At 69.0% G+C, this 20,739-nt stretch carries 15 protein-coding genes; 6 read left to right on the forward strand and 9 right to left on the reverse strand.

The window, feature by feature from the left end; all coding sequences use genetic code 11:
- The first annotated feature begins 191 nt into the window (after window positions 1–191).
- From D7X12_RS23695 to argE, 6 genes are all read left to right on the forward strand, one after another.
- Entirely contained in the window at window positions 192–677 is a 486-nt protein-coding gene (locus D7X12_RS23695; RefSeq protein ID WP_120627552.1) for a ferritin-like domain-containing protein, read from the forward strand.
- Between the two features lie 56 nt (window positions 678–733).
- The gene (hutF, locus tag D7X12_RS23700; RefSeq protein WP_120627553.1) at window positions 734–2,116 is read left to right on the forward strand and encodes a formimidoylglutamate deiminase; all 1,383 of its coding nucleotides are present in this window, start codon (window positions 734–736) and stop codon (window positions 2,114–2,116) included.
- 77 nt (window positions 2,117–2,193) lie between these two features.
- Window positions 2,194–3,696 (forward strand): hypothetical protein, encoded by a 1,503-nt coding sequence (locus tag D7X12_RS23705; RefSeq protein ID WP_120627554.1) that lies wholly within the window; start codon window positions 2,194–2,196, stop codon window positions 3,694–3,696.
- Window positions 3,697–3,762: 66 nt separating this feature from the next.
- A complete protein-coding gene (locus D7X12_RS23710) occupies window positions 3,763–5,202 on the forward strand; it encodes a hypothetical protein (RefSeq protein ID WP_120627555.1) in 1,440 nt (479 codons plus the stop codon).
- Between the two features lie 66 nt (window positions 5,203–5,268).
- Window positions 5,269–6,768 (forward strand): hypothetical protein, encoded by a 1,500-nt coding sequence (locus tag D7X12_RS23715; RefSeq protein WP_120627556.1) that lies wholly within the window; start codon window positions 5,269–5,271, stop codon window positions 6,766–6,768.
- A 72-nt stretch (window positions 6,769–6,840) separates the two neighbouring features.
- Window positions 6,841–7,983, forward strand: coding sequence for an acetylornithine deacetylase (gene argE, locus D7X12_RS23720; RefSeq protein ID WP_120627557.1), 1,143 nt, complete (start codon window positions 6,841–6,843; stop codon window positions 7,981–7,983).
- A 15-nt stretch (window positions 7,984–7,998) separates the two neighbouring features.
- Here argE and mfd read toward each other — a convergent pair whose 3' ends face one another.
- The 9 genes from mfd to D7X12_RS23765 form a co-directional block, all read right to left on the reverse strand.
- A complete protein-coding gene (gene mfd, locus D7X12_RS23725) occupies window positions 7,999–11,580 on the reverse strand; it encodes a transcription-repair coupling factor (protein ID WP_120627558.1) in 3,582 nt (1,193 codons plus the stop codon).
- Between the two features lie 115 nt (window positions 11,581–11,695).
- Window positions 11,696–12,391 (reverse strand): pilus assembly FimT family protein, encoded by a 696-nt coding sequence (locus D7X12_RS23730; RefSeq protein WP_120627559.1) that lies wholly within the window; start codon window positions 12,389–12,391, stop codon window positions 11,696–11,698.
- Window positions 12,388–13,641 (reverse strand): PilW family protein, encoded by a 1,254-nt coding sequence (locus D7X12_RS23735; protein ID WP_120627560.1) that lies wholly within the window; start codon window positions 13,639–13,641, stop codon window positions 12,388–12,390. Before D7X12_RS23735 ends, D7X12_RS23730 begins: the two co-directional genes overlap by 4 nt.
- The gene (locus D7X12_RS23740) at window positions 13,638–14,147 is read right to left on the reverse strand and encodes a type IV pilus modification PilV family protein (RefSeq protein WP_244224738.1); all 510 of its coding nucleotides are present in this window, start codon (window positions 14,145–14,147) and stop codon (window positions 13,638–13,640) included. The genes D7X12_RS23735 and D7X12_RS23740 overlap by 4 nt, the downstream gene beginning before the upstream one ends.
- The gene (locus tag D7X12_RS23745; RefSeq protein ID WP_244224739.1) at window positions 14,144–18,445 is read right to left on the reverse strand and encodes a DUF4114 domain-containing protein; all 4,302 of its coding nucleotides are present in this window, start codon (window positions 18,443–18,445) and stop codon (window positions 14,144–14,146) included. The genes D7X12_RS23740 and D7X12_RS23745 overlap by 4 nt, the downstream gene beginning before the upstream one ends.
- A 5-nt stretch (window positions 18,446–18,450) precedes the next feature.
- Complete coding sequence (locus tag D7X12_RS23750) at window positions 18,451–18,894, reverse strand: c-type cytochrome (protein WP_120627563.1); 444 nt, start codon at window positions 18,892–18,894, stop codon at window positions 18,451–18,453.
- Between the two features lie 38 nt (window positions 18,895–18,932).
- A complete protein-coding gene (locus D7X12_RS23755; RefSeq protein ID WP_208719247.1) occupies window positions 18,933–19,637 on the reverse strand; it encodes a hypothetical protein in 705 nt (234 codons plus the stop codon).
- A 211-nt stretch (window positions 19,638–19,848) separates the two neighbouring features.
- Window positions 19,849–20,160 (reverse strand): hypothetical protein, encoded by a 312-nt coding sequence (locus tag D7X12_RS23760; RefSeq protein ID WP_120627564.1) that lies wholly within the window; start codon window positions 20,158–20,160, stop codon window positions 19,849–19,851.
- 62 nt (window positions 20,161–20,222) lie between these two features.
- Window positions 20,223–20,546, reverse strand: coding sequence for a c-type cytochrome (locus tag D7X12_RS23765; protein WP_120627565.1), 324 nt, complete (start codon window positions 20,544–20,546; stop codon window positions 20,223–20,225).
- Window positions 20,547–20,739: the final 193 nt, after the last annotated feature.

The raw sequence follows: 20,739 nt of genomic DNA on the forward strand, positions 1-20,739 counted from the left end.
GTGGGCGGGCGGGCAGTCCCTCCCTCCCGTGCCGCCGTCCGCTTGTCCCCGGGTGTCGCCGTGCCGCGCCCTCCGCCTGCCCGCCTGCCCTGGGTTCAACGGGACAACGGGTCTACGGCAAGGTGGTTGGTGATGTGGGGAAGGGTCTCCACATTGTTCGGGCTCTTGCACTCGCATTGGAGGAGGCGCCGATGGCCGACAAGTCCGAAGTGGCCCGCCTGACCAGCCTGGCCCATCTCGATGCCGACGCCGTGGGGGCCTATGACGTGGCCATCTCGCGCATCGGACCCGCGCTGGTGCGCGAGCGGCTCAACAGCTTCCGCGCGGACCACCTGCGCCACGTGCAGGACCTGAACACGCTCATCCGCGACCTCGGGGGCGAACCGGTCGCGCTGCGCTCGGACCTCAAGGGCTCCGCGATGAAGGGCCTGACGGCGATGACGGGCCTGATGGGGACGGAGGCCACGCTGTGGGCGATGCTCGGCAACGAGGAACTCTTCGACCGGGCCTATGAGCTGGCGCTCCAGTTCGAGTGGACCCCGGCGGTGAAGGTCCTCATCCGGCAGCACCGTGAGGACGAGCGGCGCCACGGCACGTGGATCCGCGACGCCGTGCGCACCCGTCCCTGGGCGGAGGCACGCGCTTCCTTCCTGGAAGGCGCCGAAGTGGGCGCCTGAGCCCGCGCGCCTTTGCGCTGCTGCGCTCCCACGGGGGCTGGCATACGCTGCCGCGCGTGAGCGACATCACTGTCTATCAACCTGATTTCCTCTTCGTGGACGGACGCTTCCACCCGGGCCGGGCGCTCGCGGTGGGCGCGGATGGCCGCGTGCTCGACGCGGTGCCCGAGGGCGCGCGCGTGGAGCGGCTCGCGGGGCGCGCGCTGCTGCCGGGGCTCGTCAACGGCCACTCGCACGCGTTCCAGCGGCTCATCCGGGGGCGCACCGAATACGTGGCGTCGGGCCGGGGTCAGGACGACTTCTGGTCCTGGCGCGAGGCGATGTACCGCGCCGCGGAGGCCCTGACGCCGGAGGAGGTCTACGTCGCCTCCCGGCAGGTGTTCGTGGAGATGGTGCTCTCCGGCATCACCGCGGTGGGGGAGTTCCACTACCTGCACCACCAGGCGGACGGCACGCCCTACGCGGACCGCAACGCGCTGGCGCACGCGGTCATCCGCGCGGCCACCGACGTGGGGCTGCGCATCTGCCTGCTGCGCGTGGGCTACGCGCGCGCGGGCTTCAACGTGCCCGCGAACCCGCGTCAGCGCCGCTTCATCGACGCGGACGTGGACACGTTCCTGGCCACCACGCTGGAACTGGAGCGGGCCGTGCGCGGCGACGCGCGGGTGAACGTGGGGCTGGCGCCGCACAGCGTGCGCGCGGTGTCACGGGACTGGCTGACGCAGGTGGCCCGCGCCGCGCCGGCGGGCATGCCCATCCACATGCACGTGGCGGAGCAGCCGAAGGAGATCGAGGCGTGTCTGGCGGAGCACGGCCGCCGCCCCGTGGAGCTGGTGTCGGACGTGGGGCTGCTGGGACCGCGCTTCACCGCGGTGCACGGCGTGCACCTGACGGACGACGAGGTGGCGCTGCTGGGCCGCGCGGAGGCCACGGTGTGCGCGTGCCCGTCCACGGAGCGCAACCTGGGGGACGGCATCGTCCCGGCGGACGCGCTGGTGCGGGCCGGGGCGCGCGTGAGCCTGGGCTCCGACAGTCAGACGCTGGTGGACCTGCTGGACGAGGCGCGGCAGCTGGAGCAGCACCTGCGGCTGGTGCGGCTGCGCCGGGCGGTGCTGGACCCGGGGACGGGCACGCTGGACGGGCTGGCGGCGCGGCTGCTGGACATGGCCACGGTGCAGGGCGCGCGCAGCCTGGGCCTGGACACGGGAGCATTGGCGCCGGGCGCGCCCGCGGACTTCTTCACGGTGGACCTGACGCACCCGTCGCTGGTGGGCGCGGGGCCCGCGTCGCTGCTGCCAGCCATCGTCTTCGGCGCGACACCGGGGACGGTGCGGGAGGTCGCGGTGGCGGGCCGGTGGGTCGTGCGGGACGGCCGGCATCCGCTCGCGGACGAGAGCGGCCGGGCCTTCCAGGGGCTCGCGGAGCGGCTCTACCCGTGAGGTGGGCGGGGAACGATATGGCGGCACGGGCGCGGGCGTTGAAGCGTCAGGGACACCGCTCTTGCGGGGGGATTGGGATGCGCTCAGGGCTCTGGCTGTCATTCGTGTTGCTGGGACTGGTGGTGGCTTGCGCGGGGCGTCAGGAGCCGGAGACGCCGGACTACGAGGCCATCTACGACGTGCCCCTGGATGAGATGTGGCCGTCGGTGCGCGAGTACTTCAAGGACGCCGGCCTGAGCTACCGCGAGGACAAGGGCAGCCGCGTGCTGCAGACGGAGTGGAAGGAGGAGTTCGGGGGCTCGAAGATCGCGGGCTACTGGCACCGCTACATGGTCATCGGCAAGCGGGAGACGCCCACGAAGAGCAAGCTGTGGATCATCCGCATCACCAAGACCGTGAACAGGGCCCTCTCCCGACCCGGCAAGGAGCTGGAGTGGGGCGTGAGCCGGAGCATCGGCCCTGCCGGTGGCCGGGACACGGGCGCCCCTGGAGACGCGTCCTCGACGTCGGGTGGGAACTTTGGCGTCACCTTCGAGGATGACCAGGACCGGTTCGACTTCCCGCGCGGGGAGAATGGCTTCTATGCCGAGTCCGGTCAGGGCACGCGTGACCTGAACATGGAGTGGAAGGTCTTCCGCGGCATCGCGCCGAAGCTGGCGAAGAAGGAAGCGGCCGTGCCCGTGAAGCTCGCGGCGCGGGCGCCCGGTGCGAAGGAGGCGCCGGCCTTCACCGAGTGCGGCCAGACCATCATCGGCCTGAAGAAGCAGGTGAAGCCGGGCGGGGTGGTGCTGCTGGGTGAGCTGCACGGCACGCAGGAGGTGCCGCGCTTCATCGCGCAGTCCGTCTGCCAGCTCGTCACGTCCGGTACGCCGGTGTCCCTGGGGTTGGAGCTGCCGCTGGAGAACGAGGCGCGCGTGAAGCGCTTCCTCGAAAGCAAGGGCGAGGAAGCGGACTGGCTCCAGCTGATGGAGTCGCCCTTCTGGCGCAGCCCGTACCCGGACGGCCGTGGCAGCGAAGCGGTGGCCAACATGCTGGAGCAACTGCGGCAGCTGCGCGCGCAGGGCCTGGATGTGACGGCGTTCGTCTACGACCACCCGAAGCTCAACGGTCAGAAGCGCGAGGACGCGCTCGCGGCGACGGTGCTCTCGCAGGTGAAGGCGGCGCCCACGCGCTTGCACCTGGTGATGAGCGGCAACGTCCACTCGCGCACCGCGCAGGGCCTGCCGTGGGACAAGGGCTACCGCCCCATGGGTTGGCTGCTGAAGGAGCAGCTCGAGGATGTCATCGCTCTGGACATGGCCTACGACAGCGGCTCGGCGTGGATCTGCGCGGCGGATCAGAAGGGCCGCAAGCTGGACTGCGGCGTGAAGGCGACGAAGGGCAAGGACAACGGCGACCGCTTCTTCGTGCACGTCTGGGGCTCGCCCAACGCGGAGGGCTACCACGGCGTCTTCTACGTGGGCCGGGTGAACGCGTCGGAGCCGGCCATCCAGAAGGGCTTGGGGATGCCTTCGGACGCCGTGCCCGCGCAGGAGCCGGAGACCGGGAGCGCTCCGGCGCAGCCGGCATCCGGCTCGTAGTTCGATACGTCCGCGGCCAGGTCGCGTTTCCCTTTCATCGTGCAACTGGATGAGGGGAATCAAGCAATGCGCTCGGCCTGGCTCGTGGGATGGATGTCGTTGTTCTTCGTGGTGGGATGCGCGGGCCGGCAGTCTGTTGAGACGCCGGACCACGAGGCCATCTACGACGCGCCCCTGGATGAGATGTGGCCGTCGGTGCGCGAGTACTTCGACAGCGCGAACCTGAGCTTCCGCGAGGACCGGGGCAGTCTCGTGCTGGAGACGGACTGGAAGGAGGAGTTCGGCGGCTCGAAGATCTCCGGCTACTGGCACCGCTACATGGTCATCGGCAAGCGGGAGACGCCCACCACGAGCAAGCTGTGGGTCATCCGCATCACCAAGACCGTGAACAAGGCGCTGATGGCCCCCGGCCGGCAGATCGACTGGGGCGTAAACCGGAGGATCGCCGCCGGCGATAGCCCCGAGGACGGCGTTAGCACCGAGGACGACGGGGACCGGTTCAGCTTCCCGCGAGGGGAGAACGGCTTCTACGTGGACTCCGCCCAGGGCACGCGTGACCTGAACATGGAGTGGAAGGTCTTCCGTGGCATCGCGCCGAAGCTGGCGAAGCAGGAGCAGTTCGTGCCCGTGAAGCTCGCGGCCCGGGCCCCTGGTGCGAAGGAAGCCCCGTCCTTCACGGAGTGCGGTCAGGCCATCATCGGCCTGAAGAAGCGGGTGCAGCCGGGCGGGGTGATGCTGCTGGGTGAACTGCACGGCACGCAGGAGGTGCCGCGCTTCATCGCGCAGTCCGTCTGCCAGCTCGTCACGTCCGGCATGCCGGTGTCGGTGGGACTGGAGCTGCCGGTGGAGAACGAAGCACGCGTGAAGCACTTCCTCCAGAGCCAGGGGCAGGAAGCGGACTGGCTCCAGCTGATGGAGGCCCCCTTCTGGCACAGCCCGTACCCGGACGGTCGCGGCAGCGCGGCGGTGGCCAACATGCTGGAGCAGCTGCGGCAGCTGCGCGCGCTGGGGCTGGACGTGGCGGTGTTCGTCTACGACCACCCGAAGCTCACGGGACAGAAGCGAGAGGACGCGCTCGCGGCGACGGTGCTCTCGCACGTGAAGGCGGCGCCTGCGCGCTTCCACCTGGTGGTGAGCGGCAACATCCACTCGCGTACCGCGCAGGGCCTGCCGTGGGCCCCGGCCTACCAGCCCATGGGCCGGCTCCTGAAGGAACAGCTCGAGGACGTCATCGCCCTGGACATGGCCTACGACAGCGGCTCGGCGTGGATCTGCGCGGCGGATGAGGTGGGGCGCAAGCTGGACTGTGGTGTGAAGGCGACGAAGGGCAAGGACAACGGCGACCGCTTCTTCGTGCACGTCTGGGACGCGTCCAACGCGGAAGGCTACCAGGGCGTCTTCTACGTGGGCCGGGTGAACGCGTCGGAGCCAGCCATCGAGAATGGCCTGGGGCGGCCATCGGATGCCGAGCCCCTCGCGCCGACAGGTTCCACGTCCGGCTCGTAGTTCGATACATCCGCCGTCAGGTCGCGTTTCCTCTTCATCGTGCAATGGGATGAAAGGAATCACGTCATGCGCTCGGTCTGGCTGGTGGGATGGATGTCGTTGTTCTTCGCGGTGGGATGCGCAGGTCGGCAGGGTGTTGAGACGCCGGACCACGAGGCCATCTACGACGCGCCCCTGGAGGAGATGTGGCCGTCGGTGCGCGAGTACTTCAAGGACGCCGGCCTGAGCTACCGCGAGGACAAGGGCAGCCTCGTGTTGCAGACGGAGTGGAAGGAGGAGTTCGGGGGCTCGAAGATTGCGGGCTACTGGCACCGCTACATGGTCATTGGCAAGCGGGAGACGCCCACGAAGAGCAAGCTGTGGATCATCCGCATCACCAAGACCGTGAACAGGGCCCTCTCCCGACCCGGCAAGGAGCTGGAGTGGGGCTCGAGCCGGAGCATGGGACTCCCCATCAATCAACGGGACTTGGGCGCTCCAGGAGACGGGTCGTCGACGGCGAGTGGGAGCCTGGGCGTCACCTTCGAGGATGACCAGGACCGGTTTGACTTCCCGCGCGGGGAGAATGGCTTCTATGCCGAGTCCGGTCAGGGCACGCGCGACCTGAACATGGAGTGGAAGGTCTTCCGCGGCATCGCGCCGAAGCTGGCGAAGCAGGAGGCAGCCGTGCCCGTGAAGCTCGCGGCGCGGGCGCCCGGTGTGAAGGAGGTGCCGTCCTTCACCGAATGCGGTCAAGCCATCATCGGCCTGAAGAAGCAGGTGAAGCCGGGTGGGGTGATGCTGCTGGGTGAGCTGCACGGCACGCAGGAGGTGCCGCGCTTCATCGCGCAGGCCATCTGCCAGCTCGTCACGTCCGGTACGCCGGTGTCCCTGGGGTTGGAGCTGCCGCTGGAGAACGAGGCGCGCGTGAAGCGCTTCCTCGAAAGCAAGGGCGAGGAAGCGGACTGGCTCCAGCTGATGGAGTCGCCCTTCTGGCGCAGCCCGTACCCGGACGGCCGTGGCAGCGAAGCGGTGGCCAACATGCTGGAGCAACTGCGGCAGCTTCGAGCGCAGGGCCTGGATGTGACGGCGTTCGTCTACGACCACCCGAAGCTCAACGGTCAGAAGCGCGAGGACGCGCTCGCGGCGACGGTGCTCTCGCAGGTGAAGGCGGCGCCCACGCGCTTGCACCTGGTGATGAGCGGCAACGTCCACTCGCGTACCGCGCAGGGCCTGCCGTGGGCCCCGGCCTACCAGCCCATGGGCCGGCTCCTGAAGGAACAGCTCGAGGATGTCATCGCCCTGGACATGGCCTACGACAGCGGCTCGGCGTGGATCTGCGCGGCGGATCAGAAGGGCCGCAAGCTGGACTGCGGCGTGAAGGCGACGAAGGGGAAGGACAACGGGGACCGCTTCTTCGTGCACGTCTGGGGCTCGCCCAACGCGGAGGGCTACCACGGCGTCTTCTACGTGGGCCGGGTGAACGCGTCGGAGCCGGCCATCGAGCGGGGCCTGGGCAAGCCGGGCGCGAATGACAACTCGGAGTCCGCACGGGCGGTGGACACGGACGCGGTGGCCTCCTTCTGACGCTGGAGTCACGGACGGCTGGCATCGCGGCGTGGGCGGTGGCATGCAGGTGGCCTGACTGGAGGCCATCCCATGAGCGACACGCTGCCCGCGCTGCGGGCCACCCTGGCGGAACTGGTGGCGCTGGACACGACGTCCTCGCGCCCCAACGCGCCCCTCATCGACTACGCCCAGGCGAAGCTGGAGGCCGCGGGCTTCAGCGCCGAGCGTCAGCACTACACCGACGACGCGGGCGTGGCGAAGGTGAACCTCGTCGCGCGCAAGGGGGACGCCGACCGCGCCGCGCTCGCGCTGGTGGGCCACTCCGACTGCGTGCCCTACGACAAGGCGTGGACGGACGCGCTGCGCCTCACCGAACGGGACGGCAAGCTCTACGGCCGCGGCGCATGTGACACCAAGGGCTTCATCGCCTGCGCGCTGCACGCGGCCACGCGCAAGGACCTGCCCGCGCTGGACGCTCCGCTGCTCGTCATCCTCACCGCGGATGAAGAGGTGGGCCTCGTGGGCGCGAAGAAGCTGGTGTCCGCGGGCCTGGGCCGAGCGCGCCACGCCATCGTCGGAGAGCCCACGCGCCTCATCCCGGTGCGCGCCAACAAGGGCTACTGCCTGGCGGAGGTGGAGGTGCTGGGCAAGGAGGGCCACAGCGCGTACCCGGAGCTGGGCGCGTCCGCCATCTTCCGCGCTGGCCGCTTCCTGCACCGGCTGGAGACCATCGCGAACACCGTCCTGCGCGAGGACCGCGACGAGGGCTTCCAGCCCCCCTTCACCACGGTGAACGTGGGCCTCATCCAGGGTGGCAAGGCGAAGAACGTCCTGCCCGGCTCCTGCCGCTTCACCGTCGAGTGGCGCCCCATCCCCGGCCAGGCCGCGGAGCACGTCCCGGCGCTGATGGAGCAGATCCGCCAGGAGCTCGTGCGCGACGAGCCCGCCTACGAGGCGCGCATCCACGTGCTGCGCATGGACCGGGGCGTCCACACGCGCGGAGACGCGGACGTGGTGCGCTTCCTGGAGGAGGTCAGCGGCAACGCGTCCGAGACGGTGTCCTTCGGCACGGAGGCCCCGCAGCTCACGGAGCTGGGCGCGGAGGCCGTGGTGTTCGGCCCCGGCGACATCCGCGTCGCGCACCAGACGGGGGAGTACGTCCCCATGGAAGACCTGGTGCGCTGCGAGGCCGCCCTCACGCGCGCGGTGGCCCGCTTCTGCAACGGGCGTTGAACGCCACGCCGCCCGTCAGTGCCGGGGCAGCGCGCAGGTGCCCAGGTCGCGCAGCATCTTGTGCGCCTCCCCGAGCAGCGCGTGCCCCTTCACCTCCGGGGGCACCCGAGCAATGAGCTTCATGTCCGGCGTGAGCCGGTAGTAGCCCTTGGAGCGCTGCACCAGGGCGGCCACCTTCATGCCGTCCAGGAGCGCGTCCCCGCCCAGCGCCATCGACAGGCGGTTGGGGCCGCCCTCCAGCGCGCGCAGCCGCAGCTCCCGCATGTCGATCTTCAGCAGCGTCACCTCGGAGAGGGCGTCCACCTCGTCGGGCGCCTCGCCGTAGCGGTCCACCAGCTCCGCGCGCAGGTCCGTCACCTCGTCCGGGTGGCTGGCCTGGCTGAAGCGCTTGTAGAACACCAGCCGCTGGTGCACGTCCGCCACGTAGTCGTCGGGGATGAGCGCCGGCAGGGGCAGGTTGATGTCCGGCTCCACGTGCACCTTGGGCGGCTGGCCCTGCAGCTCCGCCACCGCCTCCTCCATGAGCTGCGCGTACAGGTCGAAGCCGATCTCCGCGATGGCGCCCGACTGCTTCTCGCCCAGCAGGTTGCCCGCGCCGCGGATCTCCAGGTCATGGCTGGCGATGGAGAAGCCCGCGCCCAGCTCGGTGAAGTTCTGCAGCACCTCCAGCCGCCGCTGCGCGTCCTTCGTCACCGGACGGCGGGTGGGCACCAGCAGGTACGCGTACGCGCGCTCCTTGCTGCGGCCCACGCGCCCACGCAGTTGGTACAGCTGCGCCAGGCCGAACTGATCCGCCCGGTTGACGATCATCGTGTTGGCGCTGGAGATGTCGATGCCGCTCTCGATGATGCTCGTGCACAGGAGCACCTGGTACTTGCGCTCGGTGAACGCCAGCATCACCTTCTCCAGCTGCCCCTCGCCCATCTGCCCGTGCGCCACGCCGATGGTGATGTTCGGCAGCAGCTTCTTGAGCTCCTCCTCCATGGAGTGCAGGGACTCCACGCGGTTGTGCACGAAGAAGACCTGCCCTCCGCGCGCAATCTCCCGCTCGACGGCCTCCTTGATGACGGCGTCGTCGTACTTCATCACGAAGGTGCGGATGGCCCGCCGGTCCTGCGGCGGCGTGGCGATGATGCTCATGTCGCGCACGCCGGACATGCTCATGTGCAGCGTGCGGGGAATGGGCGTGGCCGTCAGCGTGAGCACGTCCACCTGCGTGCGCAGCCGCTTGAGGGCCTCCTTCTGCTTCACGCCGAAGCGCTGCTCCTCGTCCACCACGAGCAGCCCCAGGTCCTTGAAGGCCACCTCGCCCGCCAGCAGCTTGTGCGTGCCGATGACGACGTCCACCCGGCCCTCCTTGGCGCGCTTGAGGATGTCGCGCACCTCGGGCGGCTTGCGGATGCCGGAAATCACTTCCACCGTGACGGGGTAGTCCTTGAAGCGCTTCTTGAAGGAATGGAAGTGCTGCTGCGCCAGCACCGTCGTGGGCACCAGCACCGCCACCTGCTTGCGGTCCAACGTGGCCTTGAAGGCGGCTCTCATCGCCACCTCCGTCTTGCCGTAGCCCACGTCGCCGCAGACGAGCCGGTCCATGGGCTGCGGCTTCTGCATGTCCGCGAGCACGTCCTCGATGGCCTTCGCCTGGTCCGGCGTCTCCTCGAACTCGAAGTCCGCCTCGAACTGGGCGTAGTACCGGTCCGGCGGCTGGAAGGCGTAGCCCGGGTGCGCCTTGCGCGCGGCGGCCATCTGCAACAGCTCCGCCGCCATCTTGAGCAGCTGCTCCTTGACGCGCTTCTTCGTCTTCTCCCAGCTCGTCGTGCCCAGCTTGTCCAGCTGGACCGTCTCCGGGTTGCCGCCCGTGAACTTCTGGATGAGCCGCATGCGGCCCACCGGCAGGTAGATTTTGTCGCGCCCCGCGTACTCCAGGACGAGGAAGTCCCCGGGGATGCCCTGCACCTCCATCTTCGTCAGGCCCGCGTAGCGCCCGATGCCGAAGTCGGTGTGGACGATGAGGTCGCCCTCCTTCAGGTCCTTGAAGCCCGCGGCGAACGCATCCAGCTTCTTGCTGCGCTTGACGCGGCGGCGGGAGCGGACGCCAAAAATCTCCTCGTCCGCGAGCACCACCAGCCGGCCTTCGGTGTCCACGAAGCCGTGGCTCACCTCGCCGGTGAACAGGTGCGCGAACACGGAGGGCTCGTAGAGCTTCGCCGGGTCGCCCAGGGCTTCCGTGTGGACCTTCACCATCACGGAGCGATCCAACAGCAGCCGCTTGAGCCGGTCCGCCTGGCTCAGCGTGCCGCACGCCACCGCGCACGCCACGCCGGTGTCGCGCCAGCGCTGCAGCCGCTCCACCAGCGGGGTGAGGGCGCCCTCCTCGCCATGGTGCGCGAGGATGGCCTCGCGCAGGTCCTGCGTCGTGCCGAACGTGAAGGCCACCGGCACTTCCATCTGCGTGAGCGACAGGCCACCGCCCTCCATCACGCGCAGGGCCTTGAGCTGCGCGGCCACGCCTTCGCGCGACAGGAAGTGGTGCTCCGGCGGGTAGGTGAGGTCCTGGCGCGCGTCCGCCTCCGCCACGCCCTTGGCCAGCTCCGCCCACAGCTCGTCCACGGCGCGGTCCAGCGCCACCGGGTCGTCCAGGTAGACGACGGGCTCCGGGGCCCAGGCGCGCAGGTAGTCGAACACGGTGACGAGCCCGCCCTCGAAGAAGCCGGGCAGGAGCCCCTCCAGGCCGAAGCCGGGCAGCCCCTCGCGCAGCGCCTCCAGCCGCTCGCGCAGCTTGATGGTGGGCAGGTTGATGCGGTCCGCCACCGAACGCGCGGCGGCCTCGGCGCGCGGGCGCGTGTCGTCGGTGAGGAGCAATTCGCGCGCGGGCACCAGGTCCACGGACTTGAGCGCGTCCACCGTGCGCTGCGACTCCGGGTCGAAGACGCGGATGGACTCGATGGTGTCCCCGAAGAACTCCAGGCGCACCGGCCGCTCGTACAGCGGGCTGAACACGTCCAGCAGGCCGCCGCGCACGCTGAAGGTGCCCTTGTCCTCCACCAGCGGGCTGTTCTGGTAGCCCATCAGCGACAGCTTCCGCGCCAGCGAGTCGCGGTCGAAGTCCTGCCCCACCTCCACCCGCTGGGCCAGCTGCGCCATCACCGCCAGCGGCAGCACGCGGCGGTGCAGCGCGCGCAGCGACAGCACCAGCGCGGGGAAGGGCGTGCCGCGCGCCAGGTGGAACAGCGCGCCCAGCCGCTCCGTGATGGGGCCCGCCTCCGGCGACAGCTCGTCGTACGGGAGCACCTCGTCCGCGGGCAGGCGCAGCACCCGGGGCTCCAGCAGGCTGCCGGTGCCGCCCAGGAAGAAGGCCAGGTCGTGCGCGAGCGCGTCCGCCGCCTCCTCGTCCGCGGCCACGCAGACGAGCGGGGTCTTCAGCTCCCGGTGCAGGCGGGCGAGCAGGTGCCCGCGCGCCGCCCCCTTCACCCCCTGGGTCCGCGCGCGGTGTCCGACGTGGAGGGTGGCCAGGAGGCGTGCGAACGCGTCTCCGGACGGAGGCGTGCCGCCGGGCCAGGGCGTGCCGTCTGACTTGGGGGGGAGCAAGGTGTCCATGCGGGGGCCCGGGAGGGCCCACGTGGCTAATTAGGGTGCTGCCTGCCCCAAATCAACGCTGGATGCTGAACGCCTGTCATGTGGCCGTGGAACAGGACGGCCGCTCAGCGGCACTTCAGGGCACCGCGCAGGCCGCCGCCAGCCGGACGTCCTTGTAGGCGGCGTCGGAGGTGGTCGCGGCCAGCGAGTCGCAGTCCATCACGCTGGACAGGCCCGTCAGCGGCTCCACCATCAGCACGCTCTTGGCGCGCTTGGAGGTGAACCTGAACTGGATGGAGCTGTCCGTGGGCGCCGCCGCGGCGATGGTGGCGGGCGTGCCGAGCGACCCGCGCAGGCAGTCCATCTTGTTGAACGCCGGCCGGCCGGAGCCCGGCAGGAAGCAGAGCGCGTGGATCGACGTGGCGTTCATGGACGCCGGGATGACGATGTCCGTTCCCGTCTCGCTGCAGCACCCGGGGCTTTGGCGGCACGACTTGTTCAGACAGGTCGTGCTGGGGCACGCATCCAGGCTCCACAGGTCCGGGTTGCTGAGGTCGTCTCCGCACCGCAGCCGCTCCCAGCGGGCCACGGTGTAGCTGCGGCCGTCCGGCTGGAGGACGTTGTTCTCCACCACGAAGCGCACCGGCTGGTTGGTGCTGATGGCCAGCTGGCGCGCCCGCAGGGCGGACGACCACAGCTCGCGCGTGGCGGCGTTCTCCCGCTGCCCGCCGATGCGGCCCTGCGCCCCCGCCACCGCCAGGGTGATGAGCACGGCCACCACCGCCACGGCCGTCATCAGCTCCAACAACGTCATGCCACGCGTCTGCTTCATGGAGTCACCGGGGGCGGCGGCCGCTGCAGGCCCACCGTCATGTTGCGCGCCGCGACGCGGAAGGTGTAGCGCCTGCGCGTGTAGCCGTCCTTCGCCAGGCCCTCTTCATCCGAGCCCGTGGTGGACGCGTCGCGGTTGATGCGCCGCGTGCGGATGACCAGCGTCACCTCCAGCTCGCGCACCCGCTGGCGCAGGCGCTGGATGACCTCCTCCTTCGTGGTCGGAGCCGGCAGGTCCTCCTTCCCCGTCGAGGAGAAGTTGTCCGTCTTGCAGTGGCCCGAGTTGTACTGGGCCACGTCGCAATCGGAGATGGACGGACGGACGACGCTCGGGGGCGGCGTGGTGTCGCTGGGGTACCACTCCAGTTGGTTCAGGGGGGTGCTGGCGGTCGGGGGGGGGCCGAGATTGACGACGCCCTCGCGCACGATGAGCTGCTCCACGTCACGGCTCAACACCGACCAGGCCGTCTGGTTCGGGGCGCGGTACTCCAGCGTGGGGATGCCGCCCTTCCAGTTCACCCGGTAGGCCGCGCCGCTCAGCCGCAGGGCCACCCAGTTCTCGATGTCCCCGGTGGCCTTCGTCCAGTGGACCGTGCCGGCGCAGATGTCCGAGCGGGGGACCTGGGCGTTCGCGGCCTTGATGACGAGCTTCGCGCTGCCCTGCTGCACGCTGTCCACCAGGACGGGGCAGGCCTTCTTGTTGCCCCCGCTGGCGAGCACGGCGAGCGTGGGGGTGGTGGTGTCCACCAGGGCCGTCGAGGGATTCGGGCGCGTGCAGAAGGTGACGCCCGTCGTGACATCCTCCTCGCGGACCCGGGGCAGCGTCGGACAGGGCGCCAGGGTGATCATCCCGTTCGTGTCCCCCCAGTAGAGCTGGAGGGCGTCCGAAGCCGGGAACCCAGCGGGCGGCGGCTCGAAGTCCGGGTCCGCGCCCAGCGTGGTCCCGATGCCTGTCTTCAGGTCCGGCTTGGACCAGACCGTGATGGCCGAGCGCTCCTGGTGGACAGGGGTGTCGAAGGAGATGGGGGTGTTGCCCATGCCGGTTCCCGCTCGGGACACGTCCAGCGTGAGCATCTCCTTCACGGCCCGCCCGGTGACCTGGGCGGTCATCGTCTGTTCTTCGAAGAGGGCGCGCTTCTGCATCTGCGTGCCCACCACCAGCCCCGTGGTGAGCACGACGACCCCGAGCGCACTGGCGATCATCACTTCAAGGAGCGTGAAGCCCCGGTCGTGGAGGGAGGACGGTTTCATGGTGCCATCCGACTCTGGAGGACGACCATCTGCCGGTCCGCGCGAACGCCCGGCTCATCCCAGCTCACCGACACCCGCACGTTCACGACCGTGCCCGCCGTGGTTCCCACGAGGTTGCGGTTGATGGCCGGCTCCCCCACCTTGCCCTCCTCGAGGGTGGCGGAGGCCTTGGAGTTGTCCACGTCGACGTCCACCGTGTACTTGCGCGCGATGACCTTCGGATCCGTGGGGGGCGTGTTCCGCAGGAGCCCCTCCGACGTCTGGTACATGTCGAAGCTCCGGCTCTGCACGACTTCGCAGGTCGGCGAACCCTGGCATCCCAACTGGAGGATGTTCTCCAGCTCCTGCTCCGCGATGATCTGCGCCTGATTGGCGGTCAGGGTGCGGCGGTTGGAGCGGGTCGTCTGGCTCACCACGGTCATCGCCGCGGCGACTCCCACGAGCATGACGGCCATGGTGGCCATGACTTCCAGCAGGGTGACACCCCGTGAGGCGCGCTGCTTCATTGCGGCAATCTCCCGTCAGGCAGCGGTTCCCACAGCATGATCTGCGAGCGTGCCGCCCCGCCCGTGCCGCCCGGATTGTTCCACTTGCCTTTGCCCTTGACCGTCATCTTGCCCGTGGCCGTGAGCACGAAGAGGTGCTCGTCATGGACCACCGGCGAGGAGATGGCATGGCCTTCCAGTGGCACAAATCCCATGACGCCGCTGGACTGGTTGGCGGTGTAGGACTCGCCCTTCTTGACCGGGTCCAGGCTGCAGATGTCCGCCGCCGTGCCCACCGCGGTCGCGGCGTAGAGGCTGTCCGAACTGAGCGTCACGCCACCCCACAGCTTCTGGCCCGCGCCCAGCTTCTGCACCCACAGGGGCTCGAGCTCCGCGCACGGCTTGCTGCCCGCGGGGTCCGTATCCTCGAAGGCAAGCAGGTGGTACCGGTACGTGGGGTTGGCGGGATCCGCCTCCTTGTAGCCGTCCGTGTACTTGTCAGGACTGTCGCTGGTGCCGAAGAAGAAGCGCACCGCGGGGCCCGCGTCCGTGGTGACGAGCTTCACCGCGATGCTGGAGTAGAGCTCCTGCAGGTCCAGCTGCGTCTGGCTCGCATCCGAGCGGCCCTGCAGCGCCGACGCCGCGTGGGCCACCATGCACTTCTTCACCTGGCTGCCCAGCTTCCGGGTCTTGCTCACGTCCTTGAGGTTGACGCGCCAGATGCTGCCGGCCGTGGTGGGCACGTACATGACGTCGTAGGAGCCGTCCTTGTCCAGGTCCAGCAGCGCCGTCTCGGCCGCGATGCCCGAGCCCTGCTCGAAGGTGATGACGCCCGCGTACCTGCCGTCGTTGCCGTTGTCGTACTGGAGCGGCTTGCCCGTCTTCATGTCGAGGATGTAGACGGCGCCCGCGCGCGCGGCGCCCGGATCGTAGTCGGTGCCGACCACCGCCACCCAGCGCCGGTCCTTGTCCTGCGCGGAGCCCCAGGAGATGCGCACCACGGAGGGCGCGTGCCGGGAGCCCGAGTTGTCCGGCAGCTTCACGGTGCCCGTGGTGTCATTCTGCACGGCGGTGGTGAACGCGGAAGTCACGTCCGGGTCCGTCAGGCTGAACTCCCACAGCGGCAGCGGGTACCAGGTCTTCGTCGGATCCGTGATGTCCAGCGCGAAGACCACCGGGCTGGACTTGCCCGTCGCGGAGACGAGCACCGTCTTGGCACCCTTCTGCTTCTCCTCCGCGGTCGCGGGCTTCCAGTCGTACTTGATGTTGTCGTTCCAGTCGTTGCGGTCACCCAGGTCCACGTTGGCGATGCTGGGCGACGCATCCAGCTGGGGGCGGACCAGGGTGCCGGAGTTGCGGAAGCGCACGTACTGGTTGCGGTACTGGCCCAGCATCAGGTTGGGCATGTAGGCGAAGACCTCCTCGCCGCTGCCGTACGCGCGGGGCGCCACGGTGCCGTTCGTCGGGCAGGACGTCGGGAGGAAGTAGCCGCGATGCTGTGGGGTCGAGATGCAGCCGTCGTTCACCTCATTGCGGAACGCACCCGCGTCGAAGGCGTGGAGCACGCCCGACATCGTGCCCACGAAGGCCCGGGTGCTCCGGGTCTCCAGGGGCTCCATGAAGTTCTTGCGGTAGATGTCGCGCTCGGTGCCCTTCGCGTTCTGGTACCAGTTGTCCTTGTAAGGCGGGACCACTAGCGCGACGGTGGAGAGGTTGATGCCGCCGAAGGGCCAGGGCCGGAACTTGGTGGCGGCCGTCGCGGCCCTCACGTTCTCGTATCCGTACAGCCAGTCGATCAGGAACTGGCGGTCGCTGGAGGGAAGGAGCGGATCCAGTGGATCCTCCAGCGCGAGGACGCTGCAGATGCCGTCGTGGTTCATGTCGTAGAGGTAGCGGCCGTCAATCTCGCTGTACGTGTTGCAAAGGGAGGCAGGCAGCAGCGTGTCGCCCACTTCGGCCACGTCCTTCACCTCCTTGCGCGCCCCCGCGTTGTTCATCGTGTAGAGCTTGCGGTTGAGCGGGTTGGAGGAGGCCAGCGACAGCGCCATCACGCGTCCGGCTTCCCAGCGCAGCTTCGGGTTGGTCGTGGGCGCCACCGAGCTCGGGTCGTAGAGCGACTGCATGTACAGGCGGCCGCGGATGGCGAAGTCCTTGGCGCCGTCATAGGCGCGCGTGCCGGCGGGCGGCAGGGTGCCCTCGCTGCTCCAGTTCACGCCCCAGTTCTGGCCCGGCGTCTCGTTCACACCCCAGACGGCGACGTTGCCAATCGTGCTGGGATTGGAGCGCGCGTAGGCGCCGGAGCGCACCGCCTGGTAGCCGATGTCGACGTCGTCGATGATGGGACGGCACAGCTCGCTGGGGCTGCTGATGTCCACCTTCCAGCACAGCTGCGAACCGGTGAGGCCCAGCGCCAGGATGTCGATCTCCACTTCCTGGTCGGGGTACTCCCCCTGGTTGTTCAGCGGCACCGGCACCCAGGTGGGCGAGTCGTTCTTCTCGTAGACGCCCGACGTGTTCAGCACGCGGCAGTCCACGGCGATGGAATAGGTGATGGTGGGCTTCACGCCGTTCGCGGTGCAGGCCCCGGCGATCTCCTCGGTCCAGCAGGGCGCCTTCGTGCAGCCGGTGCGGATGTTCGTGGGCGGATCCCCGGGGGTCGCATAGGGGGCGATGTCGTCCTGACGGCGGAAGCGGACCTTGGTGATGGTGAAGTTCGGGCCCAGCTTGTCGCCCGTCTCGTTCATGACGTCCGAGGACACCGTGGGGGACTTGGCGCCACCGCCGTTCTCCTTGTTGACCATGAACACGATGTCGTTGAAGTCGCGGTCACCGCCGCCGTTGAGGTCCTCGAAGCCGAGGATCCACCGGAAGGGGTCCGTGGTGGGCGCGCCCACGATGACGTGGGGCATGTAGTTCATCTTGTCGATCGCGACCTGGGGATTGGAGACCTCCGTGCCCGGACGCATCACGGTCACGCCCTCCATGGGCATCTTCAGGTTCTTGTAGGCAGGCGTATCCAGGCGGTTGAGCGTGTCCTGATCCAGCCAGCCGCAGGCGCTCTTGGTGGTGTTCACGATGCCGCAGGCTTCCGTGTCCGTGGGCGAGTTGCAGCCGTCATCGTAGCCGCAGCCGATGTTGCGCTCCGTCACCTTGTTGTCCGCGGGCGCCTCGAAGTTCTGGTCCAGGTTCCAGGTGGCCTTGGAGAAGAACACGGAGACGGCCGTCTGCAGGTGCAGCAGGCACTTGCCGTCCTCGGCGGCGACGCCCGTGTAGGGCTGGCGCTTGAGGCAGGGGGCGACCGTGTCCTTGGACGTGTTGTGTTCAGCGGCGTAGTAGACGACGGCGAAGAAGACGATCTCCTTGCCACCCTGGACGAGGCCCAGGTTGACCCGGCGGTCGCCCGTGTTGATGTTCTGGTAGTTGTCGTACTCGGGATCCAACAACGGCGGCACGGGGAGCTTGATGCCCCGGAAGTCATACTGGGAGACGTTGTAGTCCGGGACGCCGTCGGAGTCTTCGGTGGCGTCCGCGACGGGACCGAGGTTGCGTTCGACGTCGTTGTCGCTGTCGTCATCCACCAGCAGGAAGACCATGCGACCGATGCCCTCGTTGTCGTTCGCGGGCGCGGCCGGCTCCAGCAGGTTGGGGATGTACGGGAACAGGCCGTTGTCGCCCGTGCTGGTGTTGACGTCGTTGCTGCCGACCCAGTCGTTGGCGATGTTGAGGCCGCTGTTGTGCGCGCGGCCCGGGCGCGCGTCCGTCACGTCGGTCTTCGAGGAGAAGGTCTTGGCGCAGGTGTCCCACATCGCCAGATCGGGCTCGTTGTACTTCTTGCCCCCGGATGTGAAGGTCTGGTTGCAGCGCCGCGTCTTGCCCACGTACTTGATGGGCAGGACCGTGTCGTCGTCCGGCGTCAGGTTGTAGATGGCCTCGTGCAGGTCGAGGATGCCGTTGCTGTTCTTGTCGACCAGGTTGCCGCTGGCATCCGCGTAGCCGCGGGCCTTCACGTCATCCATGTACAGGTAGCCGAGCGAGTGCGACGCGCCGGCGGACTCGTACACGTAGTCGATGGTGACCGTCTGGTCGAACGGGAAGGTGATGTTCTCCGAGTCCAGCTTCTTGAGGTTGGTGTTGAGCTGGAGCCGGCCGTCGTCGCGCAGGATGATGGTGTTGTTGGCGACGGTGAGGCCGCCGGGGCCCAGCTTGAATGCGCCCTGCTTGTCGTTGGCCAGGTCGTCCTGGCACAGCAGCTGCGCGTGGGTCAGCGAGGGCGTCGCGACCGTCAGCACCAGCGCCGTGAGGGTTCGTCGAAAGAGCATGCGCATCACTGCTTCCCCTGGTTCTTCGGCTGGGACTTCGCCTTCGCTTCCGCCTTGTTACGCGCCTCGCGCACCGCCACCTGCTCCGCCATCTGCTTGCGCAGCATCATCCGTCGCGAGGGCGGAGGGGCCACCGCCAGGGTGGAGAGGAAGCTGGTGAGGTTGTCCAACTCGTCGCGGGACAGCAGGCGGGTGTCGCAGTTGGTCTTCGGGTTGATCCGGTGGGGGGACTCCACCCAGGTGCGGGCCTCCGTCAGGGACTTCCTGCGCAGCACCTGGTCCATGTAGGGCCCCACGGGCTTGCGGGAGCCGAGCAGCCCCGCCGGCTTCTCCTTCGGGGTCCGGGCCTGGTGGCATTGCGCGCAGGCCTTGTTGAAGGCCACTTCGCCGCGTTCCTGGGCGCTGGCGAGCGCCGGGAGCAGGAGCAGCAGGGGAATCAAGCGTTTCATGGGGGGGCTCGTGGGGAAACTCGTGGGGACAGACGAGGTCACGGAAGGGTGAAGGTGCTCCCCTCCTCCGGCTCCTCGTTGTCCTTGTTGTTGTTGTTGTTGTTGTCCGAGCTGCAGTTCTCCATCTGGCAGCCGGGCGAGAAGATGGATTCACCGGTCGCGTTGGTCACCAGCGCCTGGACCATGGAGCGCGTCGGACGGCCGTTCGCGGTGGTCACCTCGCCCACGGCGAGGATCCACAGCTGGCGGTTGCTGTCGACGGTGCTCTGGTCGTCATCCAGGTCGTCCCGGATGAAGACGCGGTAGCGCACGTTGTTCTGCTCCGGGTAGTCCACGCCCGCGGGGATTTCAGTCGTGCCCAGGTTGGTCTTGAGGATCGTGTACCTGTTCCACTTGTCCGCCCCCGGTCCGGGCAGCAGCTCGTACCAGGGGGGATTGGCGGCCGCGAGCGCGGGGATGTCGCCCACCGGAGAGGCCCCTCCCAGCGCGGCGGGCAGGCCCATCGTGGTATCGCTCCCGTTGTTTTTCAGCAGCAGGCGCAGCGCCTCGCGCCCTTCGGCGAGGCCCGCCTCGGCGGCGAAGAACGCCTGCTTCTGGCGGCGGGTGTCCGCCTGGGTGTCCGCTTCGCGGCCCACCACGCTGAAGCTGAGCATCACCGCCATCGTCACGACGGCGACCACGCCCAGCGCGAGCAGGAGCGTGAAGCCCCGCGGCTGACGGCGGTGGGAGTTTGGACGAAGCACGATCAAGGACTCCTTCGCGCGCCCCTGGGGGGAGGCACAGCGTTGAGTCCGATGTTGAGCAATTCGCGTGCCGGGAGGGCTGGCACCCAACCGGCCGGAATAAGGGGGGTGGGCTGGAACGGGGGGTGCCGTTTGACGTCACGCGGCTCCGCAAAGTTTGCGAGCCCCCCATTCCTTGCGACATCACCGCCCTTTTCCAGCGGGGGTGAGGCTAGCGCTGGCCGCTGCGGAGGGCGGCGCGCAGGCGGAGCATGTCATTCAGGACGCCCGGGTCCACCAGCTCCAGGGCGGCCTGCTGGGAGAGGGCGCGCGGAGACTGGCGGAACTCCTCCTCGTCCTCCTCGCCGCCCTTGCCACCCTTCTTGTCGTCGCCGCCGCCCTTGTCGCCGCCCTTGGGCATCAGCGCCACCGGCTGCGAGACGCCCGGCTCCAGGCGGGGGAAGGCGTTGGCGTCGGCACGCACCGAGGCGAACAGGCTGACGAGGGACAGGCAGAACACGATGGCGACAGTGAGGGTCTTCATGAGCGGCTCCGATTCTCGCAATCCCAAGACGCCTGGGCGCCACGGGTTATTCACCCGGCGCGCTACTTCGCCTTGAAGGTGCGGATGTATCGTACCAGTGCGTCCATCTGCTCCGGGGTGAGCCGGTCCTTGTAGCCCTTCATCTTCGGGTTGTGGGACGAGCCGTTGGCGATCACGTCGCGCAGCTCGGCGTCCGTTTCGGCCTTCTGCCAGGAGGCCTGACTCATGTCGGCGATGGCCTCCTTCTGGCCCAGGCGCGTCTGGGCGCGGCCATCCGGCCCGTGGCAGGACTTGCAGCTCCTGCTCCAGAGCTCCGCCGCGTCGTCGGCCCGGGCCGCCGGGGCGCACAGCAGCAGGGTGAACAGCAGGCACAGCCGCGTCGTCATGCACCGTCTCCCGTGAGAGGGGGCGCCAGTATAGCGGGGGCTTCAGGACCCCGCGCGAGGCCAGAAGGGCGCGGACGGGCGGCCGGGGGGCTGGAGCCAGACGGACTCCAGGAAGCGCACCGCGTTCTGATCCGCGGTGTCGTTCCGGGTGAACGCCGCCTGCGCCCCCACCAGCAGCCCCAGCGTCACGAGC

Source organism: Corallococcus sicarius, from assembly GCF_003611735.1.
Classification (GTDB): Bacteria; Myxococcota; Myxococcia; order Myxococcales; family Myxococcaceae; genus Corallococcus; species Corallococcus sicarius.